The 24,162-nt window shown below is 66.1% G+C and carries 23 protein-coding genes and 1 tRNA gene; 3 read left to right on the top strand and 21 right to left on the bottom strand.

The features are described 5' to 3' along the window. Window positions 1-32: 32 nt before the first annotated feature. Window positions 33-2,303: an accessory Sec system translocase SecA2 gene (gene secA2 / locus CUTER_RS05185; RefSeq protein WP_047259531.1), complete on the bottom strand. Its 2,271-nt coding sequence runs from the start codon at window positions 2,301-2,303 to the stop codon at window positions 33-35. Window positions 2,304-2,381: 78 nt separating this feature from the next. Further along, window positions 2,382-2,606, bottom strand: a complete 225-nt coding sequence (locus tag CUTER_RS05180) for a hypothetical protein (RefSeq protein ID WP_047259530.1) — start codon at window positions 2,604-2,606, stop codon at window positions 2,382-2,384. Window positions 2,607-2,875: 269 nt separating this feature from the next. Between CUTER_RS05180 and CUTER_RS05175 the strand changes: the two genes are divergently transcribed. After that, entirely contained in the window at window positions 2,876-3,289 is a 414-nt protein-coding gene (locus CUTER_RS05175; protein WP_047259529.1) for a YchJ family protein, read from the top strand. A gap of 83 nt (window positions 3,290-3,372) precedes the next feature. Continuing rightward, a tRNA-Pro gene (locus tag CUTER_RS05170) sits at window positions 3,373-3,446 on the top strand. A gap of 127 nt (window positions 3,447-3,573) precedes the next feature. On the opposite strand, the gene CUTER_RS05165 is transcribed toward CUTER_RS05170, so the two are convergent. The 4 genes from CUTER_RS05165 to CUTER_RS05150 form a co-directional block, all read right to left on the bottom strand. Next, window positions 3,574-4,557, bottom strand: a complete 984-nt coding sequence (locus CUTER_RS05165) for a diacylglycerol/lipid kinase family protein (protein ID WP_047259528.1) — start codon at window positions 4,555-4,557, stop codon at window positions 3,574-3,576. 46 nt (window positions 4,558-4,603) lie between these two features. Next, window positions 4,604-5,062 carry a hypothetical protein gene (locus CUTER_RS05160; protein WP_144412267.1) on the bottom strand — a complete coding sequence of 153 codons (459 nt, stop codon included), beginning with the start codon at window positions 5,060-5,062 and terminating at the stop codon, window positions 4,604-4,606. A gap of 86 nt (window positions 5,063-5,148) precedes the next feature. Beyond that, the gene (locus tag CUTER_RS05155) at window positions 5,149-6,897 is read right to left on the bottom strand and encodes an ABC transporter ATP-binding protein (RefSeq protein ID WP_047260618.1); all 1,749 of its coding nucleotides are present in this window, start codon (window positions 6,895-6,897) and stop codon (window positions 5,149-5,151) included. Then, window positions 6,890-8,323, bottom strand: a complete 1,434-nt coding sequence (locus tag CUTER_RS05150; RefSeq protein WP_047259526.1) for an ABC transporter transmembrane domain-containing protein — start codon at window positions 8,321-8,323, stop codon at window positions 6,890-6,892. Before CUTER_RS05150 ends, CUTER_RS05155 begins: the two co-directional genes overlap by 8 nt. Before the next feature lie 35 nt (window positions 8,324-8,358). Between CUTER_RS05150 and CUTER_RS05145 the strand changes: the two genes are divergently transcribed. Further along, window positions 8,359-9,141, top strand: a complete 783-nt coding sequence (locus CUTER_RS05145) for a class I SAM-dependent methyltransferase (RefSeq protein WP_047259525.1) — start codon at window positions 8,359-8,361, stop codon at window positions 9,139-9,141. A 15-nt stretch (window positions 9,142-9,156) separates the two neighbouring features. Here the strand turns inward: CUTER_RS05145 and der are convergent, their stop codons facing one another. The 15 genes from der to CUTER_RS11285 all read right to left on the bottom strand — a co-directional run bounded on the left by der (window position 9,157) and on the right by CUTER_RS11285 (window position 24,148). Next, window positions 9,157-11,271, bottom strand: coding sequence for a bifunctional cytidylate kinase/GTPase Der (der, locus tag CUTER_RS05140; protein ID WP_047259524.1), 2,115 nt, complete (start codon window positions 11,269-11,271; stop codon window positions 9,157-9,159). Beyond that, window positions 11,271-12,191, bottom strand: coding sequence for a pseudouridine synthase (locus CUTER_RS05135; protein WP_047259523.1), 921 nt, complete (start codon window positions 12,189-12,191; stop codon window positions 11,271-11,273). Before CUTER_RS05135 ends, der begins: the two co-directional genes overlap by 1 nt. A 75-nt stretch (window positions 12,192-12,266) precedes the next feature. Beyond that, a complete protein-coding gene (gene scpB / locus CUTER_RS05130) occupies window positions 12,267-12,812 on the bottom strand; it encodes an SMC-Scp complex subunit ScpB (protein WP_047259522.1) in 546 nt (181 codons plus the stop codon). Between the two features lie 11 nt (window positions 12,813-12,823). Further along, a complete protein-coding gene (locus CUTER_RS05125; protein WP_047259521.1) occupies window positions 12,824-13,630 on the bottom strand; it encodes a segregation and condensation protein A in 807 nt (268 codons plus the stop codon). A gap of 12 nt (window positions 13,631-13,642) precedes the next feature. Further along, entirely contained in the window at window positions 13,643-14,506 is an 864-nt protein-coding gene (locus CUTER_RS05120; protein ID WP_047260617.1) for a ParA family protein, read from the bottom strand. A gap of 98 nt (window positions 14,507-14,604) precedes the next feature. Next, window positions 14,605-15,528 carry a site-specific tyrosine recombinase XerD gene (gene xerD, locus CUTER_RS05115; RefSeq protein ID WP_047259520.1) on the bottom strand — a complete coding sequence of 308 codons (924 nt, stop codon included), beginning with the start codon at window positions 15,526-15,528 and terminating at the stop codon, window positions 14,605-14,607. Window positions 15,529-15,533: 5 nt separating this feature from the next. Further along, window positions 15,534-16,196 carry an NUDIX domain-containing protein gene (locus CUTER_RS05110; protein ID WP_047259519.1) on the bottom strand — a complete coding sequence of 221 codons (663 nt, stop codon included), beginning with the start codon at window positions 16,194-16,196 and terminating at the stop codon, window positions 15,534-15,536. Beyond that, window positions 16,193-17,143, bottom strand: coding sequence for a copper transporter (locus tag CUTER_RS05105; RefSeq protein ID WP_047259518.1), 951 nt, complete (start codon window positions 17,141-17,143; stop codon window positions 16,193-16,195). The genes CUTER_RS05110 and CUTER_RS05105 overlap by 4 nt, the downstream gene beginning before the upstream one ends. After that, on the bottom strand, window positions 17,140-18,354 hold the full coding sequence (steA, locus tag CUTER_RS05100) for a putative cytokinetic ring protein SteA (protein WP_047259517.1): 1,215 nt from the start codon (window positions 18,352-18,354) through the stop codon (window positions 17,140-17,142). Before steA ends, CUTER_RS05105 begins: the two co-directional genes overlap by 4 nt. A gap of 48 nt (window positions 18,355-18,402) precedes the next feature. Beyond that, window positions 18,403-20,127 (bottom strand): DNA repair protein RecN, encoded by a 1,725-nt coding sequence (gene recN / locus CUTER_RS05095; protein WP_047259516.1) that lies wholly within the window; start codon window positions 20,125-20,127, stop codon window positions 18,403-18,405. Between the two features lie 9 nt (window positions 20,128-20,136). After that, on the bottom strand, window positions 20,137-21,024 hold the full coding sequence (locus tag CUTER_RS05090; RefSeq protein WP_047260616.1) for an NAD kinase: 888 nt from the start codon (window positions 21,022-21,024) through the stop codon (window positions 20,137-20,139). A gap of 29 nt (window positions 21,025-21,053) precedes the next feature. Continuing rightward, window positions 21,054-21,878 (bottom strand): TlyA family RNA methyltransferase, encoded by an 825-nt coding sequence (locus tag CUTER_RS05085; protein WP_047259515.1) that lies wholly within the window; start codon window positions 21,876-21,878, stop codon window positions 21,054-21,056. Window positions 21,879-21,881: 3 nt separating this feature from the next. Further along, complete coding sequence (locus CUTER_RS11595) at window positions 21,882-22,061, bottom strand: hypothetical protein (protein WP_236684768.1); 180 nt, start codon at window positions 22,059-22,061, stop codon at window positions 21,882-21,884. 10 nt (window positions 22,062-22,071) lie between these two features. Beyond that, window positions 22,072-23,058 (bottom strand): HAD-IIA family hydrolase, encoded by a 987-nt coding sequence (locus CUTER_RS05080; protein ID WP_047259514.1) that lies wholly within the window; start codon window positions 23,056-23,058, stop codon window positions 22,072-22,074. Window positions 23,059-23,074: 16 nt separating this feature from the next. Further along, window positions 23,075-24,148, bottom strand: coding sequence for a tetratricopeptide repeat protein (locus CUTER_RS11285; protein WP_082121274.1), 1,074 nt, complete (start codon window positions 24,146-24,148; stop codon window positions 23,075-23,077). Window positions 24,149-24,162: the final 14 nt, after the last annotated feature.

The raw sequence follows: 24,162 nt of genomic DNA, 5'->3' as shown, positions 1-24,162 counted from the left end.
CTATCCGTGCGCTGGGCGGGGGTGACGGCAACCTAGCTAAAGAAGCTCTCCATCGTTGACAGCGCCCCATTTCCGCCGCCGGCTAGCGGATTGTCAGACACCATATAGGTCCACGTCGCCGACGGCCGGGCTAGGCCACCGTCGCCGAGGTGGGCGCCCTCCGCGTCGATGTCGACGGTCTGGAACGTCTCCACCGCCCGATCCACGGCGCGCTGCGCTAAGTCCTTAAACTCCCGGATCGCTATGCGGTGGAACTCGTCAATGGGAGTTTCCTTGGCGATGGCCCGCAAGTGAATGGACTCACGGACGTCGTCCATGATCGCCAGGTGTTCGGCCCACTCGTCATCGAGATGGAAAAGCATGATCTGACGGGCGGCGTCGGCAAGCACATGCTCGTCGAGGTGCGCCAGTTTCTGCGCGCGCTGACCCGCGCGCTCCCGCAGCTCCGCCAGCGCGCGGTCAGTGTCCAGGAGATTGTCGCGGCGGGTTCCGATGATCTCGCGCTGATCTGCCAAGAGCTTGTTGTACTTCCAGGTTTGCGCATGGATCGTCAGCAGCTGCCCCTCAGTGACCCGCTGGCAGTGTTCGACGAACTCCCGAGCCTTCGCAGAATCGATGAGGCCGTGCTCGTCCGGGACGGCGCTAAAGGCAGTGTCGCCGCCACCGGTGCGCACGACATCGTCGTCGAGGGAGACGAAAGTCAGTGTCCGGCCCGGGTCGCCCTGCCGGCCGGCGCGGCCTCGCAGCTGGTTGTCGAGGCGCGACGAGCGGTGCCGCGACGTGGCGATCACCACCAATCCGCCGAGTTCCGCGACTCCTTCGCCGAGGCGGATGTCTGTGCCGCGACCAGCCATCTGGGTAGAGACGGTCACCCGACCGCGTTCCCCAGCCCGGGCGATGATTCCCGCCTCCTCTTCGTCGTTCTTCGCGTTGAGCACCTGGCAGGCGATGCCGTGATCGGCGAGGGCATCGGTAAGGAGCTCACTCTCGGCTACGTCATGGGTGCCGATGAGCACGGGCTGCCCAGTCGCATGAATCTCAACGATGGCGTGAACAATTGCGGCGTTCTTCTCCCCCGCGGTGGCGTAGACGCGGTCGGGTTCATCCACCCGCTGCAACGGCTTGTGACGGTCGATCACCGACACCCGGAGGTCATAAAACTCCCGCAGCTGATCCACGGCCTCCACCGCGGTGCCGGTCATGCCGCACACGGACGGGTAGCGACCCATGAGGGCCTGGAGCGTGATCTGGTCCAGGATCCGCCCACCATCGGAGACACTCAGCCCTTCCTTTGCCTCCACCGCTGCGTGGAGACCGTCCGGCCACCGCTGTAGATCAGCCACCCGCCCCCGCGAGGCGTCGATGAGTGCGACTTTGCCGTCGGCGACAAGATAGTGAACATCGCGGATAAGCAGCGCCTTCGCATGCAGAGCGAGGTTGACGCGCACGAGAATATTGCCCAGAGCTTCGTCGCCGTAGAGCGAATCCACACCCAGCGCGCGTTCGAGGGCGTGGGCGCCAGCATCGGTAAGGAAGACATTGCGCCGGTCAGAATCGATCCGGTAATGACGCCCCTCCTCAAGCTGAGCGACGGCGGCGGTTATCTCCCCGGTGGACTGCTGCCCCTTGACGGAACCGGCCAGCACCAGCGGCACCAAGGCCTCGTCGACGAGCACCGAATCCGCTTCGTCGACGAGCGCCACCTCGGCCGGGGAGAGCACCTCGTCAGCACGAGACGTCGCCTGGCCGTCGCGCAGGACGTCGAAGCCGATCTCGGCTACCGGCGCGTACACAATGTCGGCGCCGTACGCGCGGCGACGTTCCTCGGCAGAGAGCTTTTCGGTCACAGCAGCGACGCTGAGCCCAAAGAAAGACACCAACGGCCGCATCCACTCCGCATCGCGCGCCGCCAGGTAATTGTTGACGGTCATGACGTGGACGCGCTGGCCGGTGAGAGCGAAACCAGTAGCAGACATGGCCCCCACCAGGGTTTTACCCTCACCGGTGGCCATGTGGATGACGTCGCCCTCCAGCAGGCGCAGCACCGCCTGTAGCTGTGAGTTAAAGGGGCTCAGGCCCACGGTGCGCGCCGAGGCTACCGACAGCACCGCAAGGAATTCCACCTTGTCGATGATGCGGCCGTCGCGCACCACGCCACGCGCTCGGGCGGCGAGCGCGGCATCGTCGAGCGCAGCCAGCTCTACGGCTCGCTCTTCCGAGCCGGCGACGATCTTCTTCGACGAGGCGTCGTTGCGCTCCGACTGCGCGCCCATCGCCTTCCAGAACCAGTTAAATGCTCCCACGGGATTGTGATGTCCTTACCTAGCTAGGGCGAAATAATAACGTGAAGACTCCACTCTAACCTCGAATCCAGAACCAGGTTAGGATGCTCCCTGTTCTGGTCCGGTGAGGGTTTCGAAGCTGTAGTCCAAAGTAACGAAGTTGTGAACAGTGAGTTGATACTCTTCGCCGGCTGCGTGAGCGGATTCGACGAGCAGCTCGATTTCCTGAGCATTCATATACCGCTGCGTGCCAATGAGAACGAGGATCGTGACGACGAGCGTCATCATGATCCCGACAATGACGACGACGTGGGTGCGGTTCACCGGATCTCCTCTCAGTAAGCGGATGCCCCTAAGGGGTTATTTCTGGCACTCGAAGGCGTAACCGCCGTCGATGCTAGCGGATCCGGAGTCGGTGTGGCCTTCCACGCCAGCCTTATCGCGGGAGTCTGCGCTGGGGCACGTCCATCACCCAACCTAAGGCGCCGGCTGGAGGTCTTCAAGCACATCCGGCAAACGTGAGCCGAAAGTATCACCGCGTATAGGATCACCAAGGTCACCACCGCGTCAGCACGAAAGGACCGAAGACACCCATGCCGCTGATTGAGTCCACCTTTCCCGCCTCGAAGCGCTGCCCCTGCGGCACGGGTTTGACGTACAGCGAGTGCTGTGGGGTTTATCACGGGTCGACGCGCAAGCCGGCGCCGACGGCAGTGGCGCTCATGCGTTCGCGCTTTAGCGCCTTCGTCGTCGGCGATGCCGAGTACCTCCTGCGCACGTGGCATCCTCTGTCCCGGCCGGAACGGCTCGACCTGAGTGACTCCCCCATCCGCTTCTACCGACTGGATATTCACGACACTGTCGCCGGTGGCCCCTTCGACTCCGCCGGGGTGGTCGAATTCGAAGCGTTTTACAAGGGCACGTCGGTGGGCAGCCAGCGGGAACGCTCGCGCTTCGAGCGAGGTTCGGACGGCGTGTGGTACTACGTCGACGGCGACGTGTCTTAGGAAAATCCTCTTACTACCAGGCGATTCAGTACATAACTAACAGTGCTGTAACATGTTCGGTGTTGCGCATCAGGCGCAGCGGACGGGCTATGGCGCAGTTTGGTAGCGCACTACACTGGGGGTGTAGGGGTCGCAGGTTCAAATCCTGTTAGCCCGACAGGTTTCAACGCCGGTGGCGGTCACATAACAGTGACGGTCACCGGCGTTGATCGTTTATAGCCATCCCACGGCCGCGCCGCGTGCACCGCGCCGAGCTCCCACCCGGCGCGGCCGCGGCAGTCCTCCTATTCGGCGGGTACGCGAACCTTCAACGACGCGTTTTCCAGGCTGATGGTGAATTCGGTGACTTCGCCGACCGTGTCGCCATCCACCTCGAACTCCTCCGGCCGGTTGAGCTTCGCCCAGAACTTTTTGCCCGTGAGGTAGCGCATGGAGCGCATATCTCGCACCTTGCCTCCCTCCCGGTTCGAGATGCCGCGCATCTGACGGTAGGTCTTGAGGATCATCTGGCCGACGATGCGTCCCACAATCGGCAGCCAGCCAATGACGCCCTTGGGGCGCAGCACCACGATGTCGAGCAGGCCATCGTCCGGCTCCGCGTCGGGAATCAGCTCGACGGCGCCGACGAGCTCACCGCAGTTACCCGCAATGACGGAGTGTGCTCGAGACTTCTTCGGGGCCTTATCATCTAACGCGTGCTCGACTTTGAGCCGCTGACCGCCGCCAAGAGACTTCGCTACTGCCACCGCGTAGGCGAAGACACCCGCCTTCTTCTTCAGATCATCGTCGGTGTTGACGATCATCTGCGCGTCGATGCCCACGCCCGCCATGACGGTGAACATCAGGCTCTCTTCGTTGCCGTCGGGCCGGGTGATATCCGCCCGGCCGAAGTCGATCACCCGCTCCGTGCCGGTGAAGGCCACCTTCACCGCCTCATCGAGATCCAGCGGCAGACCTAAGTTCCGGGCCAGCAGGTTGCCCGTGCCCTGCGGGAAGATGCCCAGCGCGGCGTCGGTGCCCTTCAGACCTTCGGCAACGGAGCGAACAGTGCCGTCGCCGCCGCAGGCAATTACCATCTCGGCGCCACCCTCGGCGGCCTCACTGGCTTGCTGTGCGCCGGGGCTATCCTCCTCCGTTTCGACCCAGGACACCTCCCAGCCGTGTTCCTCGGCCACGGGCGCGATCATCGCCTGCAGCTCTTCCTGCTCTACCTTGACCGGGTTGTAGACGATGACGGCTTGGCATCGCGACGATGAGGATGTATCCATAAGTCGCATCTTAGCGCCTCGATGAGTCAAGGTGCAGGGAGATCCATTACTCCTGACGCGGGGCGCGCCGGGATACAACCTTGAGTAGCGGTGTGGTCGGCGGACCGCCAGGCGCCCCATCCCACTGCACGCTGAGTCGGCGCGCCAATTCGGCAATGAGGGCCTCGGAAGGAACGTCGCTGAGGTCGACGTCCATGCGGTTGCGGTCGCGTTCGATAGCGTTGAGCTGAGCCAGGTATTTCGCCGCCCCGGCGCGACCCACGGCCTGGAGGTCTTCCGGCGTGAGTTCGACGACATGGGCCATGGTGCCGAGGAGTTCATCGCTCGCGATGGCAGGCACGTCCGCGCCGGCGGCGCGTTGGCTGCCCTTTTCGATCTGACGCCAGCGGGATTCGCTGATGCCGGCTACGGACGCGGCCGCACGGATGGAAAGGCGAGGGACGAGATTTTCGCGGGTACTGCGGATGAGTAGCCCTTCGGGACTCGGTGGAATCATTTCACTCATACAGCAACCTTACGCCACAATTACGCACCATTATGGTGCATTGCCCCAAAAGGGTTAGCCGGTCCACCGAACTGAGACTGGTGCGGTCACCGGCCGGCGGACCAGGCGCGCCACATCTCCGAATATCGGCCGCCGGCGGCCACTAGCTCCCGGTGCGGTCCGTGCTCCACGATGCGCCCGTCCTCCATGACCACCACACGGTCTGCTGCCTCGGCTTGGTCTAACCGGTGTGCCACGATGAGTGCCGTGCGCCCGGCGGTGACAACGTCGGCCGCGTGTTCAAGGCACCCGGCGCTGGCGGAGCCGGATTCCGCAGTGGCTTCGTCGAGGATGACGAACGCCGGGTCCAGCAGCAGCATACGCGCGAGAGCTAACTGTTGAGCCTGCACGGGCACGAGCTGGCGCCCCCGAGAGCCGACCACGGTGTCGAGCCCTTTCGGTAGCTCGCGCGCCCAGCCGGCTCCGACCGCGTCGAGAGCGTCGAGCAGCTCGGAGTCAGTGGCCGACGGCGCGGCGAGTAAGAGGTCGTCGCGCAAAGTGCCTGAGAAAACGTGAACCTCTTGCGACACCATGGCAATGCGCCCAACCCGTTCCTCGTCGGAGAACTCGGAAACGTTGACGCCGTCGACGCGCACGTGGCCACTATCCGGCAGTCGCCACCCGGCGAGCAAGGCGGCGAGGCTCGATTTCCCCGCTCCGGACGCTCCCACCAGGGCGACGCTACCGCCGACTGGGATGTTCAGGCTCACGCCATCGACGGCCACGACGTCACCATAAGACAGGGTGGCGTCGGTGACTGCTACCTCCCCGCGGGCGGCGGGCGCCCCGGAGTCCGGCTGTGCCTTCGGGGGATGCGCGATCACGCCGACGATGCGGGTCAGCGACGCATACCCGGACTGGAAGCTGTCCAGCACGCGCATAATTTGGGCGACCGGTCCGCGCAGGCGCAGCAGCATGAACATGGCCGCCGTCGCCGCGCCGACGGAGAGGTCTCCCCGGGCTACGCACACGTATCCCACCCCGAGCCCCAGAGTGACGTTCACGAAGTCCACACCAGTCACCTGGCATTGCAGGGCAATCATGGTGCGGCGGGCGGACAGGCCATGGTCGACGACTGCCTGCGAGGATGCCGCGACCTTGCGGCGGGTGGCATCCTCCATGGCGAAGGCTCTGATGGTGTGACGGCCATGGATAGCCTCAAGCACTTGTCGGGCACGGTCCGCCATGGCGGCGCGCTCCGCGGCATAGCGGACCGGGGCCCGACGAAGGTACGCCCGCCCCATAAGTACGTAGAGCGGCGCGGTGACCGCCGGGATGATCAGGAATTGCCACTGCAGCCCGACGAGTGCCACTCCCGTCGCGCTGAGGGTGAAGGCGGCGGCCGCCAGCGCGGGCAATGTCTCGGTAATCGCGGTGGAGACCTCGGCGACGTCGTCCGTGGCCCGGGAGACGAGATCCCCGGTGCCTGCCTCTTCCACCCGGTGCACCGGTAGTCCCAGCGCGGTGCCGACCATCTCCTCGCGAAGATCGGCGATGACCCGCTCGCTCAGCCGCGAGAGCACGTAAAACCCGATGGCCGACGCAACGGCGGCCCCTGCTGCCGCGGCGATGAGCCCCACAGCGATTCGCCCCACGGCCTCCTCGGCGCCGGCGGCGACGGTGTCGACGAGCCAACCGAGCTGCAGCGGCACGGCCACGTTAAGCAACGCTCCGACGCTCATGAGCACGACCGCAGCCGTGGTGATCACCCGGGCGTGGCGGTGGCGGCGGAGAATCTCGCTGACCGTGCGGCGCACTTCTGCGAAGGTGGCCACGGGGAAGCGTTGGCTACTCATGGCGACCACCCGCTGCGAGCCACGCCGGAGAGGAGGTGACGACCACCGTTGGCCGTGCACCACGATGGCGAACGATGTTGTCGACGATGCGCTGTTCCGTCACCGAATCCACCGCGGTAGTGGGGTCGGTGAGGACGAGGATGTCCGCGTCGGCGGCCACCGCCCGGGCCAAGGCCACACGCTGACGCTGCCCACCGGAGAGCAGGGACCCGGACTCCCCCACCTGCTTGTCGAGCCCTCCCGGGATGTCGGCCGCCGCGGCGACGTGGAGAGCCCGGCGCGCCGTAGGTCGGTCCGGGTGAATATTCTCCGCAACGGTGCCGTCGAAGAGGTCTGCTGTGTGGGGGACGACGAGTACTCGTTCACGAGGCGCAGTGAGGAGTTCCGTAGGCACCTCCGGCACGACGGTGAGCCCGGGTGGCAGCTGCGGAATCGGTGTCGATTCCTCGGGAAGCCGGTAGTCGGCGGCGAGGACGTCGGTGACCCTCTCCGCCGATGCCTGCGCCGGGGCCCACCGGGAGGCGAGGTTGCGACCGAACATCGTCATGGGGTGGATGATGAACTGCGTGAGGCCGATGGCGGTCACCAATTCCCCGAGGGTGAGCTGACCGTGCACGGCGAGCAGCGCGGCGGCGAGGGCGATGAGGATGATATACAAGGAGCCCACGATCTCCGTGACGGCGTTGAGGCGAGCCTGGGCCGCGTTGGCTCCTACCGTCGCCTGGTAAGCGGAATGTGAGGCGTACTGATAGCGGGAGCGCACCGTGACAATTGCTCCCAAGCCTTTGAGGATGCGTAGCCCCTTGACCACGTCGGTAGCCATCGACGAGGCATCTGCGAGGGCTCGCTGGCGGCGAGACGACGCCCGACGCAGCGGCGCGGCGGCGCGCAGAGCGATGATGACGGTGATGGGGCCGCCGATGAGCACTCCGATCCCGAGGGGTACGTGCATGGTCATAGTCATCGCTGAGGCGTAGATGATCGCGGTCAGCTCCGCCACCGGCAGCACGGTCATAAACACCGCGCTGGCAACCCGGTTCGTGTCTGTGGAGGCGATGGACAAAAGCTCCCCGGCGGTGCGTCGTTGTCCGGCGAGACCGCGAGGGTGATGGATCCGATCCGTCACGGCCATGCGGATGTCGTGTCCCGCCGTGAGAATGGCCTTCTGCGTCCACGTGCGCCCGAACCACGTCAGCGACACATTCGTGAGGTAGGTCAGGCCAATGGCGGCGCCGTAGCCGAGTACCACCCGGGCGTCGCCGGTGGCGATGCCGCGATCAATCGCCCGACCAACGAGCACGGGGATCAGGCCGTTACACACGAATCCGATAGCGATGCAGGCGGCGGCGGGGACGGTCAGCCGCGGGCGCGACAGCACCGTTTTGAGCAGCCAGCGGGAATCGGTGGGTTCGGGGAGGCCGGGCATGGCAGAAAAGTGTAGTGGACGTACCCTCAGTGGTGATGCAGACGCAGAATTACCGGCCGCCCTCCGCCAAACACGCCCCCACTTTCCACGACGCCGCCCACCGCTGGCACAGCGCCCAAGCGTTCGCTGCGGGGGCCGACGTCTATGACTCAGTGCGCCCGGGCTACCCCAAAGAGGTCGGGGACCTCGTCGCGGGGTTTCGGCGCGTGGTTGACATCGGCGCCGGAACCGGCAAGCTCACCACCGCGTTGCGCGACCGCGGCCACGACGTCGTTGCCGTGGACCCCTCGCCAGATATGACACGGGTCCTAAGTCACGTCCACGGCATCCCGGCGTGGCGCGCCACGGCGGAGGCGACCGCCTTGGCGGCGGGCAGCGTCGACGCCGCAACGATTGCCCAAACGTGGCACTGGGTGGACGTGCCGGCGGCGTCTCGGGAGCTTCACCGGGTGGTGCGTGCCGGCGGCCGGGTGGTGCTGGTATGGAATACCCTCGACGTCTCCCACCCGTGGGTACTGCGGTTAGCGCGAATCATGCACTCCGGCGATATTCACGCCGAGGGCTTCGTCCCCGACATCGCCGGCCCGTGGGCGATGGTCGATGAGCGACGGCTGCGGTGGGCGCAGCACCTTCGCGCAGAGGACCTTTTTCTCCTGGCGCAAACCCGGTCCTACTGGCTGCGCTCCCGGGAGGCGATTCGGCAACGGGTGAGCGATAACCTCGCCTGGTACCTGTACGAGCGGTTAAGGTTTCACCCCGACCAGCTCCTCGCTCTGCCCTATCGCACGGACGCGTTCGTTCTCGAACGCGTCTCCTAGCCGCCTGCAGGCTGGCTACGGGCGGGATCGGCGTTCGCGCACCCGCACCGCGATGCGCACCGGCGTGCCGTGGAAGCCGAAGCGTTCGCGGAACTTCCGTTCCAGATAGCGGCGGTAACCCGCATCCAAAAACCCGGTGGTAAACAGCACGATTGTCGGAGGGCGAGTCGAAACCTGGGTGGCAAAGAGCACCTTGGGCAGTCGATTGTTGTTCATCGGCGGCGGATTCGCGGCGATGGCTTCCCGCAGCCAATTGTTGAGCTGACCGGTGGAGATGCGCTGGTCCCAGCTCTCCAGGGCCTCGATCATCGCCGGCTCCAGCTTCTGCAGGGCGCGGCCGGTCTTCGCCGAGATGTTCACACGAGTGACCCACGGCACGTGGCTCATGGTCTCTTCAAACTCGCGGTCGAAGTAGTACCGGCGGTTCTCGTCCATGAGGTCCCACTTGTTGAAGGCGAGGACGACGGCCTTGCCGGCGTCGAGCACCATGGACAGCACACGCTGGTCCTGCTCCGAGATCGGCTGAGAGGAGTCGACGAGCACAACGCACACCTCGGCGGCGTCGATGGCATTTTGGGTACGCAGGCTCGCGTAGTACTCATGGCCGCTCGCGGTCTTGACCTTCTTGCGCAGCCCGGCGGTGTCCACGAAACGCCATGTCTGTTCGTCAAGCTCAATGATGGAGTCGACCGGGTCTACCGTCGTTCCCGCGACGTTGTCGACCACCGAGCGTTCCTCCCGGGCGAACTTGTTGAGCAGCGAGGACTTACCCACGTTCGGCCGGCCCACGAGCGCGACGCGACGCGGGCCGTCGGTGATGGAGGTCGCCCGGGGGACCTCGGGAAAGGCGGCGAGGATCTCGTCGAGGACGTCCGCTCCCCCGCGGCCGTGCAGCGCCGACACCGGCCAGGGGTCGCCGAGACCGAGGGCATAGAACTCGGCCATGTCCGCGTACTGGCTGTCGGATTCAAACTTGTTGGCGACGAGGATGACCGGTTGCTCGGCCCGCTTAAGGTTGTTGGCCATGACAGCGTCCGTCTCGGTGACACCGACGGTGGTGTCCACGACCATGACGATGACGTCCGCCTCGACCATAGCGGCCTCCGCCTGCCGGGCGATCGCCGCGTGGATGCCCTTGGTGTTCGGATCCCAGCCGCCGGTGTCTTGCACCCAGAAGCGCCGTCCGCCCCAGTCGGTGATGTAGGAAATGCGGTCCCGGGTAACCCCGGGGAAGTCCTCCACCACCGCTTCGCGGCGGGCGATGAAGCGGTTAACGAGGGTGGACTTGCCGACGTTGGGCCGGCCGACGATCGCCACCGTGGGCAGTGCCTCGGTAATCATGTCCGGGCGCTCGATGCCGAGCTGATGCTCCACTTCCGCCCATTCGGTGTCCGAGTAGTCGTCGGCGTCGTCGTAGTCCGAATCCTCGTAGGCCGACTCCGCAACCAGGTCGATCAGCGCCTGCTGGACCTCCTCAGGGCCCATCGAGGAGGTATCGATGACCACGGCGTCCTCGGCGGGCCGCAGCGGGCTCGTCGCACGCGAGGAGTCCAGCTCGTCGCGGCGGACGACGGCCGCCAGCACCTCCTCGAAGGAAACGTCGCGGCCGGCGGCCACGTCCTGATCGTAGCGACGCTGAGCGCGGACCTCCGCGTCGGCGGTGAGGAAAGCTTTGGCTGGCGCCTCACTGAGCACCACGGTCCCGATGTCGCGTCCCTCGACGACGGCGCGGTGGGCCGAGTAGGCCAGGTCGCGTTGAAGGGCCACAAGGTTCTCCCGCACCTGCGGGATCGCTGACACTGCGGACACGGCGCTGGTCACTTCCGGCCCACGGATTTCCGCGGAGACGTCCTCGCCGCCGAGGATGACGTCGGTGGCGTCGGGATCATCGTTGACCGTCAGTGGGAGATCGGCCGTCGCCGCGATGACGGCGTCGGTGTCCGCAGGGTCGATGCCGGCCCGCAGCACCGCGAGGGTGGCGACCCGGTACATCGCACCCGTGTCGATGTACTTGGCGTCAAGTGCCTTGGCCACGGCGCGGCAAGTGGTGGACTTACCCGTGCCGGACGGGCCGTCGACGGCGAGCAGCAGCCCGCCATCCGGGAGATTAGCCACGGTCTGATCGTTCATTACAGGCCCACCGCCTTGTACAGAGAAGTCAGCTCGGAGTCATTGAGGGCACGCAGGTGTCCCGGCTTCTGGTCACCCAGCTGCACGGTGTGAATCTTGGTGCGCACCAGCCGCTGGACCGGGTAGCCGGCCTCCTTGAGCATCCGGCGCACAATGTGCTTACGCCCCTCGTGGAGCTCAACCCGGATGAGGGAGTAGCCGTTATTCTTGTCCACGATCTGCACGTAGTCGGCCTTTGCTAGTCCGTCGTCCAGCTCAATTCCGTTGCGCAGGGCGGTGACCAGCTTCTTCGACGCCTCGCCCAGCACCGTAGCCAGATAGGTCTTGGTCACCTCGTACTTCGGGTGGGTGAGACGGTTGGCCAGCTCGCCATCATTGGTAAGGAGCAACAGGCCTTCGGTGTCGGCGTCGAGACGGCCGACGTGGAAGAGCCGATTGCCGCTGGACACCCGGTCGGCGATGAGGTCCCCGACGCACGGGCGGCCTTCCTCGTCGATCATCGTTGACAGCACTCCTCGGGGCTTGTTGAGAATGAAGTACTGGTTCTCCTCATTGACGTTGACCCGCACGCCGTCCACTCGCACGATGTCCACCAGCGGGTTGACTCGCATTCCTTGCACGGTGACGACGCGCCCGTTGACCTCTACGCGGCCTTCGTCGATGAGCATTTCCGAGCGGCGACGCGAGGCCACTCCCGCGCGGGCTAGCACTTTCTGCAGGCGTTCGCCTTCGTCGGCTCCGGTTGTGGAACCGGCTTTCCGGGCGGGGGCGTCGTCGTCCCACCAGTTGTCGTGCAGCGGATGGTCCTCGGGGGTGACGTTTTGTTTCTTGGCGGGCTTGGCGTCGGAGAGCAGGATGTCGCTGGCGCGCTTCTTGCGCGGCTGCTCCGGTGTGCCGTCTCGGCGAGCGGGAGGGGTCACGATCAACGTGTCCTTTTCAGTCAGGGGGCAAAAACTACGATGATAAAAATCAATCCCAGCGTAGCGCAACCCGGGTTAGAACTCCTCGTCGATTGCCTCCACCCCTGGTAGCAACGGCGCCAACTCCGGCAGGCGCGCGAGCGAGTCGATTCCCAACAGTTCCAAGAACAACTCCGTTGTCTCGTAGCGATGCGCCAAGGTAGACGGCTCCGGCTCAGCCTCCTTAATCAACCCTCGCAGAGTGAGGGTGCGAACCACGCCGTCGACATTGACGCCACGCACGGCGGCAACCTGCGCGCGGGTGACCGGCTGCCGATAAGCGATGACAGCCAGGGTCTCCAGCGCCGCGCGCGACAGGCGCGGCTGCGTGCCGTCGAGGAGGAACGCCTCCACGGCGTCCGCGTTCTCCCGCCGCGTGTACAGCCGCCAGCCCTCAGCATTTTCTCGAAGGTCCATGCCGGAGCCGCGGTCATCGAGTTCGCGCGCCGTAGCCCGGAGTGTGTCGCGTACGACGCTGACCTCGGCGCCGAGCGTGCGGGCGAGCGCTTCGGCACTCACCGGCGCGTCGATGACCAGCAGAATGGACTCGATGCGGGAGCGCAGCTGGGAAATGAGATCCATGGCGCTTGAGGCTAGTCCCAGTTAGCAGCAGCTACCACGGAGGGGTCAACGTCAACACCCGTCCAGGCAACCGCAAGCTCGCCCAGTGGTTGGTCCTGCTGCGTGTCGACGGCGCGCGCCTTGTACAGCTCCAGCACCGCTAGGAAGCGACCGACTACCTCCATGCTCGTCGTGCATTCACGGGTCAGCGCCGGAAAACCCAACCAGCTATGGGCCCCCACCGTGCGCAGGATGTCGAGGATTCGGCCAGCTTGTTCGGGCACGCTCACCGCCACGGTGTGGAGATGGCCGGTCGCCACTTCGTCCGGCGGACGGGGCCGAAAGACCGCGGCGGCCACCTCGGCGAAGGAGTCCGCTGTATGCCCCAGCGTCACCGGCGGCAGCAGGCTGGCAAATCGCGGTTCCATAGCCACAGCCCGCGGGTAACGGCGACGGGCGCTACGCTGCCACTGGGCAAAGAGATCAGCCACCTGCTTATAAGCCTTGTACTGCAACAGGCGGGCGAACAGCAGATCGCGCGATTCCAGGATCACGAGGTCATCGGCGTCGACCACCTCGCCACGAGGCAGCAACCGGGCGGCCTTGAGATCAAGGAGAGTGGCGGCGACGACGAGGAACTCGGTGGTCTCCTCCAGCGCGTCGGTGCGGCTCAGCGCACGAGTATACGAGATGAACTCGTCGGTGACCTCGCTCAATGCTACGTCGGTGACGTCGAGCTTCTTTGCCCCGATCAGCTGAAGCAACAGGTCAAAGGGGCCCTCGAAGTTATTCAGGGCAACGCGAAACCCGGTGATCTCGGGCTGTAACGAGTCCGTCACTAAGGATCCGGCCTAGGAGGTACGCTCCAGCACCTCAAGGGCGAGGTCGCGATACTGCTGGGCGCCTTGGGACGTGGGCGCCCACGTTGTGATAGGTTCTCCCGCCACGGACGTTTCGGGGAAACGCACCGTCCGGGTAATGACGGTATCGAACACGACCTCATCGAAGACGTCCACAACACGGCTCATCACGTCCCGCGAGTGGCTGGTGCGCCGGTCGTACATGGTCACCAGGATCCCGATAATCTCCAGGCTGAAGTTGATGCGGTCGCGCACCTTCTCGATGGTGTCCGTCAGTAGCGCCAGTCCACGCAGCGCGAAGTACTCACACTCCATCGGGATGATGACGCCATGGGAACACGCCAGGGCGTTAACCGCTAGCAGGCCCAGCTGAGGTCCGCAGTCAATGACGATGTAGTCATACTCGCGCTGAACTGGACGCAGCGCGCGACCGAGGGTGTTCTCGCGGCCGACCTCGTTGACGAGCTGGATCTCCGCGGCGGAGAGGTCAATATTGGCGGGGACCACATCGAGGTTGGGCACGCGCGTCGGCTGGATGGCGGCGTGAATCGTGGTCGTGTTGTCGAGCATGAGGTCGTAGACCGTCAGGCAGTCTTCATCGTTGGGTACTCCTAGGCCCGCGGAGAGCGCGCCTTGCGGATCGAAGTCAACCAGCAGCACCTTGCGGCCCTGCTCAGCGAGGCAGGCACCCAGGTTGATGGTGGTGGTCGTCTTACCGACGCCACCTTTTTGGTTGACCATGGAGATGATCTTCGCCGGCCCGTGAGAGTTCAGCGGGGCGGGCTGTGGGTGGGAACGAACCGGGCGGCCGGTCAGGCCCACCTCGGGTTCCTTGTCCAGCCCGCTATCGCTCATGGTCACGTCCTCTCCCTTGACTTGCGGCGGACATCTCGCCTGCCAACGCTTCTCGTCTAACCCTACACCGACCGGGGTGGCAGCCGACCTCCGGCCGCTCAGGCTCGTGGGTGCGCTTCGTGCCACACCTGCCGCAGGTTGTCCGCGGTGATGTGCGTGTAAATCTGGGTGGTAGTCACCGAGGCATGACCTAACAGCTCCTGGACAGTGCGCACATCCGCCCCGCCTTCAAGCAGATGGGTGCCGTAGCTGTGCCGCAGCGTATGCGGCGAGATGTCTTTGTCGATCCCCGCCCGTTCGGCGGCGGTCTTAATGATGGCCCACGTGCTCTGCCGCGAGAGATGCCCACCGCGCTTGTTAAGGAAGAGCGCATGCGTCTTTCCTCGGCTAAGCACTGGGCGGGCGCGCACCAGGTAGGCCTCGACGGCGTCGCGGGCTGCCGAGCCTACGGGGACTAATCGCTGCTTACCCCCCTTGCCATCCAGGGTCACCATCCCTTCGGATAGCGACGCGGTGTGGTCCATCGTGAGCGCCAGCACCTCGGAAACTCGCGCCCCGGTGCCGTAGAGCAGTTCGAGGACGGCTCGATCCCGCAGGTCGGTGGGCGTCGCTGTCTCGCCAGTGGGTATCGCGTCGAGCAGCGCGGCGACCTCGTCGATGCTGAGGGTATCCGGCAGGTGCTGACCGCCGGCGGGCGGAGCTACGTCCGCTGCCACGTCGACGTCGATGACGCCCTCGTCGAGGGCGAAGCGGTGCAGCCCGCGGGCCACCACGAGCGCCCGGGCGGCCGACGACGCCGCCAGCGGAGACGGCCCGAACCGTCCGGTTCGCAGGTCCTGCACGTAGGCCTCAAGGTCGGACGCCTTCACCTGAGTCAAGTCTGTGATATTTACTTCATTGAGCCAGGACAGGTACCGCCTCACGTCGCGGCGGTAGTTGCTTAACGTGTTCTGGCTCACGCCACGCTCCACCGCCAAATGGCTGATCCAGGAACGCGCCAGGTCAGATATGGCTACTGCCACAGCCGCTACAGCTTCTTCATGTCGGGGCAGATGCCCGCCTGCTTCCGCCGGTTCGGCAGGGCGGTGGGTCGCAGGTCAAAGGAGCAATCCGCCGGACGTCCCTGAACGCGCCCGCTCATCACCTCCGAGGCGGCGAACACGCCGGAGATCGTGATGGAATTGAGAATCTCGCCGGCGACGACCATCCGGCGCGCCTCGGCCAGGTCGACCCATTCGAAACTGAGGTCCGCTTCCTCATCGTCATCCGATTCCGCGGGGCGGCCGACGTTCGTGAGACCAGTGGCCAGATACACCCGGCACACCTCATCGCAATAGCCAGGCGAGTTGAGCACATCCGCGATGACCATCCAGTCTTGAGCCTTGATTCCGGCCTCTTCGTGCAGTTCGCGCTTCGCCCCAATGAGTGGGTCTTCGTCGGCGATATCGAGCAGACCGGCGGGCAGTTCCAACAGTCGCTGCGCTACCGAGTGCCGATACTGCCGAATCATCGCTAGACGATTGTGCTCGTCGACGGCCGCGATCGCCACCGCACCGAAGTGCTCCACTACTTCACGGGGCGCGACGGTCCCGCCGGGCATGACGATGCGATCACGCCGCATGGCCAGAATGGGGGTTTCCAATAGTAGTTCGGAGTCCACCACCGTGAACTCGTGCTGCTCGTGGCTCATCGCTGCTGCTCTCCTCCGAAAGAGTTCGTCTCCGGGCGATCTGGTGCGGCCGGAACCAGGCCCGTCACGCCCTCTCCTCGACCATAGTGCCCCGACGCGCCCGAGATCTGTTCAGCAACCGCGAGCACAACGGAACTCGGCGACCACGGGTCCGCCACAGTATCGACAGTGCTCACCGGGGAGCCGGCCGCAGCCAGTGTGTCCGCCACGCCGGCACCGTCCGTGTCGCTACCGTCCGCGTCACCACTGGCCGCCACGACGACGCCTGCGCCGCGTCCACGCAGTGCTTCGACAAAGCGGGCCATGGACTCCACCACCGCCGGGTCCGCCGATTCGCCGCCGACGAACACTACGGCCTGTGCCGGACGAATGGTGCCTTCCTCGTAGCTCAGCATCCCCGCGTCGCGCAGAGTGCTCAGCACAAGCGCTCGTTCCTCGGTCGTGGCCAGCGGTGCGGCGTCGGCCGGGCCGAGCAGCAGCGCACTACCCAGCAACTCTCCGGCGTGGGTTCCGGAATCAAGGCTGCCCTCGCTCAGGCTTGCCCCAGCCGGGAGTGTTTCAGCCGCGATGGTGCGCAGGGCATCCGCTCCGCTGGTAGCGAAGAGCGAGTCTGTGACGTCGATGCGCCCGGCGTCGATCGCCCCGGCACGGTGGAGGGCGTCGGCCAGCGCCGCGACATCAGCGTCATTCGCGCCCGGCGATGCCATGATGATGACCGGCCGGCCGACGAGCGTATCGGCCACGACCCGTGGGCCCCAGGCGGCCACGATCTCCTTCGCGCCGGAAGAGGCCTCGGCGGGTTGGGCTGTCGGCGCGGTGGGCTGCGCTGAGCCCGCCGCGTCAGGCATTGTGGGAGCGAGCACGAACGCGCCGAGGGCCGTGCCTAGAGCCACCCCGAAGCCGAGACCGGCAATAAGCAGCGGGGCGCGCCCCGCCCGACGGCTCACTTCCGGACCCCGATCAGATTCTGGAACCACAGGGCCACGGAGTTCCACGTGTTGATGAGGTTGTTGACGAAGGTATCGTCACCGCCAAAACCCACCACGGCCAGCACCGTCGCCACCGCGACGATGATTCCCAGCAGTGCCCAAAGCCAGCCCAACGACGGACCCGAGTTGATGGCATAGAGCTTGACAATGGCATCGGCGTGGATCAGCCGGGGGCTGGCCTGCAGGTGGGTGAGGATCGTCGACGGGCCGGCCTGCGGGTGGCGGGCGAACACGTCGTGAAGCAGCAGCGGCTCCCCGGCCAGGACGATGAGGTCCGCATCGTTGAAGCTCGCCAACAGAATCGCCAGATCCGTTTCGTTGGTCACCGCCGCCGGGAAGGTCATCGCGCCCACGCCTAGATCTTGGATGCGCTCCAGGCCGGCTGCGGTCCCATCCGGATCCGCCGGCAGAATGACCCTGGCACCGCTGCGCAACGCCGGCGCGCTCATCCCCTGCGGGTTACCCACCACGAAATCGAGGGAGTAGCCCGCCTCCAACACGTCGTCGGCGGCCGTACCGACGCCGATGATGACCGGTTCGTATTCGCGGATGAAATTGCGCAGGCGGCGCAGGTAATCGGTGCCCTCTACGCCGGGCGCCACGATGAGAACCTTGCGCCCGCCGAAATCCTCAACCAGCTCCGGCACGCCGAGACCGTCGACGAACAGCGGGGCCTCGGAGGTAACGAACTCGACGGTATTACCGGAGGTGGCTTCCAGCTGTTCGATAAGCGTGATGCGCCCCTCGTCGTACAGCCGCTCGCTATCCTCCCGGGTGACCGGCTCGGCCGACGCCACCTTGTTCTTGCCGTTGAATACGTGCCCGTGCTCGGTCACCGCGCCTTTTCGGGCGCCGTCGCGAAATGCTCCCCGTAGCTCAGGCCCGGCGCCTTCAAAGAGCACCACTCCGGCGTCGAGCAGCATCAACGGCCCAAAATTGGGCAGCGCCCCCGTGGCGAACTCTCCAATATTGACCACCGCGGCCGGGCGTCGATCCGCCAGGAACTGAGCCTCCCGGCGGCTGATGTCGGCGGCGTCGACGACTGCGATGTCGCCCTCGGACAGCTTGCGCCGCCCCTTCCCGCCCGGTGTGCAATCCCGGAGGGTGCCGGTGATGGTGCTCGACTGCGGATCGTCAGCGTGAACGCTCGCGGCGGTGGATGAACTCATGGCCGTATTCTCCCCCGCCGTGGCCGGCAAGTGGTGACGGCGCGCCGCCTACATGCGCCAGCCGCGCACCTCGCCGCGGGCCTTCTCAAAGAGCTCAGCGGCATGGGCCCGGCCCGTCTCGGTGTCGTCGAGGCCGGCCAGCATCCGGGATAGCTCCTCCACCCGCTCCTCATCGGTGAGTTCGACCACACCGGAGGTGACGGCGTCAGCCCCGACATTCTTCGCCACGTGCAGATGGGTATCGGCGTAGGCCGCCACCTGCGGCAAGTGGGTGACAACAATGACCTGATTGTCCGTGGCCAGCCGGGCGAGCCGGCGCCCGATCTCTACCGCTGCCCGACCGCCGACGCCGGCGTCGACCTCGTCGAATACCATCGTCGTCCCCGTGTTCCCAGCGGACAGGATTACTTCGAGGGCCAGCATGACCCGCGACAGCTCACCGCCGGACGCTGCCGTCGCGATGGGCCTGGATTCACTAGTGGCGTTGGGGGCCAGGCGAAGCTCGACGTCGTCGCACCCGTCCGGCCCGAAATCGCGCGGCTCGACGGCGACATCGATCCGGGCCTGCGGCATGGACAACCCACGTAGTTCCTCGGTCACGGCCTGCGAGAGGGTCACGGCTGCAGAGCGTCGGGCGGCACTAAGCTCTCCCGCCGAGGCGACCATCGCTTCTTTCGCGGCGGCGACGTGGCGGCTCAACTCTTCGAGCGCCTCAGTGGAGACATCGAGCCGGCTCAACTTGCGGGCCGCCTTCGCCCGCCACGCCAGGACCCCGGCGATGTCCGCGGCGTACTTGCGAGTGAGCGACTTCAGGCTCTGCTGCCGCTGCAGCAAGGTGTCGAGCTCCTCCGGATCCACTGGAAGGTCCGCCACGTAGGCGCCGAGCTCGGCGCTGACACCGGAGAGTCGGCTAGCGATGTCACGCAGCTCAACGCCCAGTGCGGTGAGCGCGTCGTCGCGGGTGGCCGCCAACGCCTCCGCTGCCTGGGCAACCAGCGTCGACGCCGGCTCCTCCTCAGACATGCCCCCGAGCTCTTCGGGGCCGTCGATGCGCACCAAAGCGCTCGTTGCGGCGGCGCGGAGTTCGTCGACGTCCTGGAGCCGGCGAATGGCGGTGAGCACGTCCTCTTCCTCGCCAGCCACCGGGTCCACGGTGTCAATCTCCTTGATGGCGAAGGCCAGCCGGTCGGCTTCCTGCGCCAACTCGCGGCGCTTCGTGGTGCGGTTTTCTAACTCGGTGCTCGCCGTGCGCCAGGTACGGTAATCCTCACGGTAGCGAGCAAGCAACGGGCCAATCGCCGGGTCAAAGCGGTCGAGCGCGGCACGTTGCTGCCCCGGTCCTAGCAGCCTCAGCTGATCGTTTTGACCGTGGATCGTCAACAGCGGCGCCGTCACCGTGGCCAGGGCTGCAGCCGACGCCGCCCGGCCTCCCACGTAGGCCCGGGAGCGTCCCGTGGCATTGACCGACCGGGCGGCAAGGTACTCCCCGTTTTCGTCCGTCTCCCCGCCCGTCGCGGCGACGCTCTCAGCTACCTCCTGCCTGGTGGCCTCCCCCACCTCGGAAACGTCGAAATGCCCTTCCACCACGGCTTTCTTCGCGCCGCTGCGGACCCGGGAGGCGTCGGCCCGGCCGCCGCTGAGCAGCCGTAGGCCGGTAACCACCATGGTCTTTCCGGCACCGGTTTCGCCGGTGAGCACGGTCAGCCCGGGAGATAGTTCGATCCGCGCGGAGACGATAACGCCGAGGTTCTCTATCGAGAGGTCGGTGAGCATGACCTCATGCTAGCCTTTCGGGCCGCGCCACCCCGCCACGGGCAACCGCAGCTTGCTGACCAGGCGGTCCGTGAACGGGCGGTCGTCGAGCCGCACCCACCGCACGGGCCGGGCGCCGCGGGTGACCTCCACGCGGGATCCCGGCGGCAGCGTGATGGTCCGGAAGCCGTCCTGCACGACCACCGCCTCGGAGGCGCCGGCTTGGGACTCGATCGCGACCGTCGACGCTGGGGATACCACCAGCGGCTTCGTGAACAGAGCGTGAGCGTTATTGGGAACGACCAAGATCGCGTCCAGCTCCGGCCACAGCACCGGTCCGCCGGCGGAAAAGGCGTAGGCCGTGGACCCAGTCGGCGTCGAGACGAGCACGCCATCGCAGCCAAAGGAGCTCACCGGCCGGCCATCGACTTCCAAAATGGCGTCGAGCACACCCCGGCGATTGAGGTTTTCCACGCTGACCTCGTTGAGCGCCCACCCTGCCCCGACGGCATTGTTTTCGGAATCGACGACGCGAACATCGATCGTCATCCGGTCCACAACCCGATAATCCCGGTTGATGACTCGGCCTACGGCGAAGTCCATCGAGTCGGCCTCCCACTCCGCCAGGAAGCCGACGTGGCCGAGGTTAATGCCCAGCACCGGCAGGTCCTGGGCACGGGCAACATCCGCCGCGCGTAGAAAAGTGCCGTCACCGCCGAGCACAAGGACGAGCTCGCAGCCCTCCGCAGCGTCAGCGGTATGACCGACGCGGGCGATGGCGCGCAACACCGGGCTGTCGTCGAGGGGCTGCGGGTCGTGCTCTGTGAGCACTCGCACCCCTATCCCGGCTTCGTGGAGCAACTGTGCCGCCCGCTCCGCCGCGGCAATGTTCTCGGCACGCCCGGTGTGCGGCACCATGAGAATCCGTCGCTGCTGCTCAGCGTGTGTCACTGTGGTCCCTCCTTCACCGCCCGGCGCACCATCTCCCTGAGCGTTTCCGGCGCCGGGGCCGACGCCGCGTCATCCTTAACCAACCACAGGAAGTACTCCACGTTGCCGCTGGGCCCGGGTAGCGGCGAGGCGACGACCCCCCGACAGCTCGCACCCAGCGTCGCAGCGTACTCTGCAACCGCCGTCGTCACCTCCTCGCGCAGCGCAGGGCTGCGCACCACCCCGCCGGAGCCGAGCCGATCCTTTCCTACTTCGAACTGGGGCTTGACCATCGGCAACAGGTCCGCACCGGGGGTTAAACAACCAAGAATCGCCGGCAGTGTTAACCGCAGGGAGATAAACGATAGGTCCCCCACCATGGCGTCGCACGGGCCGCCGATCATTTCCGGGGTGAGATTTCTGACGTTGGTCCGGTCATAAACCCGGACGCGGTCGTCATTTTGCAACCGCCAGATAAGTTGACCATAGCCGACGTCGACTGCCACGACCTCGCGGGCCTCGCGCCGCAGCGCCACATCCGTGAAACCGCCCGTAGACGCCCCCGCGTCCAACACTCGCCGCCCCGCCAGGCTCAAGCCCTGCGGCGCGAAGGCGTCAAGCGCGCCGATCAGCTTATGAGCCCCGCGCGACGCCCACTCACCATCCGCGGACTCGGTCACCCTGATGGAGGCTTCGGGTTCGACGACGCTCGCCGGCTTCTTCGCCGGGAACCCGCCGACGCTGACCCGGCCGTCCTTAATCATCTCGACAGCATGCTCCCGAGAGCGGGCGATTTTCCGGCGAACCAGCTCTGCATCGAGCCGCCTTCTGGCTGGTGGCATGGTTTAGGAAGACTCCTTCGCAGTGTTGTACAGCACGTCGCTCAGTATTGTGTGGGCGGCTTCGAGCTGGGCAGCCTCCTCAGCGGCGTCCGCAGCCACTGGGTCAAGCACCTCGGCCATCCGCGCCGCCAACTCTGCGGGCGTCACGAGCGATTCGCGCGGGTCCCGCGGCCGAGGTGTCACCGCCACCGCGTTAGGCCGTCCAGCCGCGCACGGCCCTGGCGGCATACTCGGATTCCGTGTCCACGCCCTCGGCCGGCTCGGTCATCGACCACGCGGCCGCCAACGCGGTGCGTAGTGCCTGCAGCGGGGTCGACTCGTCCGCCCCGCCGGACAGCACCACCCGGTTACCCTCTCGCCGGGCGCGGAAACCGCCCTGCTCACCAGGGCGCAGATCCTCCGGATCGGAGAACAGAGCACTCATGTCCTCGGCAACGAAGGTCGGTCGCTGATTCGCCGGGGCGGTCACCAACGCCAACGGCCCGGACACACCGGTCAGGACATGCAGCGCGTCCATGCCGGCGGCCACGCCACCCTGGATATCGGTGTTAAGGCGGTCACCGACGGTCAGCGGCCGCTTCGACTTGATGGCCGCGGCAGCCTGGCGGAACATCGTCGGCTCCGGCTTACCCGCCGACGCCGGGTGGACCCCCGTCGCCGATACCACTGCCGCAATCATCGACCCGTTGCCGACAGCCAAGCCGCGCTCAATCGGCAGCGTGGTGTCCATGTTGGAAGCCAAGTACACCGCTCCTTGCCGAATCGACAAGGCCGCCTCCGTCAGCTCCGCCCAGCCGGTGGCCGGGTTATGCCCATGCAGCACCACCTCCGGGTGGTCGTCGGCGGACTCGACGAGCGTGTATCCGGCTTCCCGTGCCAGGTCCTTAAAGGACTCACTGCCCACCACATAAACGGTGGACGCGTCCGGGCATTGCTCACGCACCATCCCGATTGCCGCCTGCGCCGAGGTCAGCACCTGTTCGGCACGGGTATTTAGCCCGATGTCGCCTAGCATGTCCGCCACCACCTGCGGGGCTCGGGACGCGTTATTAGTGATGTACATCGCCGGCAGTCCGCTGCCCGTGATCGCCTCCACAGCGCCCGCAATAGCGCGGCCGCCTTCCCACACGGTCCCGTCAAGATCGAGAAGCAAGCTGTCGTAGCGGTCAATGAGTGCCATGGTCAAAGGGCCCTTTCTAATCCTCGTGGGCGAGGTTGTCGAGTTCGGCGATGCGCAGTGCGGCATCGGTAACATCGTCGAGGTCACACTCAGCGACGTGGACGAAGAACGGCCGGGCTTCCGACGGCCGGCCAGCGGCGACGAGCGCATCCGCGTAGGCGTAGGCCAACCGCAGATCGGTCTCGGACGTGCCGTCCGTCGACGGCTCGAAACGCTCCAGCGTGACGACGGCGGCGTCGAACTGCTCCAGATCACGCCGGGCGCCAGCGACGACAATCCCCAGCTCTACTCGCGAATCCGCATCCAAGCTACGGGCCTCATCGGTGCGGGCCATCTCGATCGCCTTCTCCGGCCGACCCAATCCGCGCTCGCAGTCCGCCATGACTGCCAGCAGACCGGGGCCACCGCTCATCCGTCGCGCCGCCCGGAGCTCCGACAAGGCTTCCTTCCATTCCCCGGCGTGGTAAGCGGCGATACCGTTGACCTCGCGCGCGACGGCGACGCGACCGCCACGATTCTTCGCCGCTCGGGCATGCTGAAGCGCCCGCTCGGGGTCCTCCTCCAGGAATTCCATCGCGGCGAGCATGTGCTTGGCGACGGCCTCCGCATTATCCTTCGACAGCACCCGCAGGTCCTGGCGAATCATCGGATCCAGCTCCTTGACGTCAAGGTTATCCGGCAGAGCCGGCTCCTTGGACCGCAGCTCCATCCGCTCTTCACGGTAGCCGGGTCGGCTAGGACCATAGCTCCGATTCTCCCGGAGATTGCGGTCGCGCCCGCCGCGCTGCGCGTGACGACGGCCCCCGGATTTCCGGCCCGACGGAGCGTAGCCGGCGTCATCCCGCCGACGTGACTCGCGCCGATCCCGGCCTTGACCACCCTGGCTGTCCCGCTGGTTGCTGTCGCGTTCAGACCCGCGGCCGTAACCGCGACCACCACGTCGTTCGGAGCCTTGTTCTCCTCCACGCCCACCGCGGTAGGGCCGTCCCGACCCCTGACCACGACGGCCACCATTGCCGCCCTTGCCACGGTAGCCACCCTGCCCGCTGCGCCGGGAGGAGTCGCGCCGGGAACCAGAATCTTCAGACATGCAGAGCCTTTCTC

The sequence above is a fragment of the Corynebacterium uterequi genome, assembly GCF_001021065.1.
Taxonomy (GTDB): Bacteria; Actinomycetota; Actinomycetes; order Mycobacteriales; family Mycobacteriaceae; genus Corynebacterium; species Corynebacterium uterequi.
The sequence above is the reverse complement of the archived record's forward strand: the minus strand, read 5'-3'. Positions and strand labels throughout refer to the sequence as shown.

Excerpts from the sequence above, each read along its gene's own strand:
- CUTER_RS05090 (WP_047260616.1), bottom strand. The coding sequence starts at position 21,024 with ATGGTGCCGCACACCGGGCGTGCCGAGAACATTGCCGCGGCGGAGCGG.
- CUTER_RS05080 (WP_047259514.1), bottom strand. The coding sequence starts at position 23,058 with ATGGCACTCATTGACCGCTACGACAGCTTGCTTCTCGATCTTGACGGG.
- CUTER_RS11285 (WP_082121274.1), bottom strand. The coding sequence starts at position 24,148 with ATGTCTGAAGATTCTGGTTCCCGGCGCGACTCCTCCCGGCGCAGCGGG.
- CUTER_RS05120 (WP_047260617.1), bottom strand. The coding sequence starts at position 14,506 with ATGAGCGATAGCGGGCTGGACAAGGAACCCGAGGTGGGCCTGACCGGC.
- steA (WP_047259517.1), bottom strand. The coding sequence starts at position 18,354 with ATGAGTTCATCCACCGCCGCGAGCGTTCACGCTGACGATCCGCAGTCG.
- CUTER_RS05160 (WP_144412267.1), bottom strand. The coding sequence starts at position 5,062 with ATGAGTGAAATGATTCCACCGAGTCCCGAAGGGCTACTCATCCGCAGT.
- CUTER_RS05085 (WP_047259515.1), bottom strand. The coding sequence starts at position 21,878 with ATGCCACCAGCCAGAAGGCGGCTCGATGCAGAGCTGGTTCGCCGGAAA.
- CUTER_RS05175 (WP_047259529.1), top strand. The coding sequence starts at position 2,876 with ATGCCGCTGATTGAGTCCACCTTTCCCGCCTCGAAGCGCTGCCCCTGC.
- scpB (WP_047259522.1), bottom strand. The coding sequence starts at position 12,812 with ATGGATCTCATTTCCCAGCTGCGCTCCCGCATCGAGTCCATTCTGCTG.
- CUTER_RS05150 (WP_047259526.1), bottom strand. The coding sequence starts at position 8,323 with ATGCCCGGCCTCCCCGAACCCACCGATTCCCGCTGGCTGCTCAAAACG.
- CUTER_RS05165 (WP_047259528.1), bottom strand. The coding sequence starts at position 4,557 with ATGGATACATCCTCATCGTCGCGATGCCAAGCCGTCATCGTCTACAAC.
- der (WP_047259524.1), bottom strand. The coding sequence starts at position 11,271 with ATGAACGATCAGACCGTGGCTAATCTCCCGGATGGCGGGCTGCTGCTC.
- CUTER_RS05145 (WP_047259525.1), top strand. The coding sequence starts at position 8,359 with ATGCAGACGCAGAATTACCGGCCGCCCTCCGCCAAACACGCCCCCACT.
- CUTER_RS05155 (WP_047260618.1), bottom strand. The coding sequence starts at position 6,897 with ATGAGTAGCCAACGCTTCCCCGTGGCCACCTTCGCAGAAGTGCGCCGC.
- recN (WP_047259516.1), bottom strand. The coding sequence starts at position 20,127 with ATGCTCACCGACCTCTCGATAGAGAACCTCGGCGTTATCGTCTCCGCG.
- CUTER_RS05110 (WP_047259519.1), bottom strand. The coding sequence starts at position 16,196 with ATGAGCCACGAGCAGCACGAGTTCACGGTGGTGGACTCCGAACTACTA.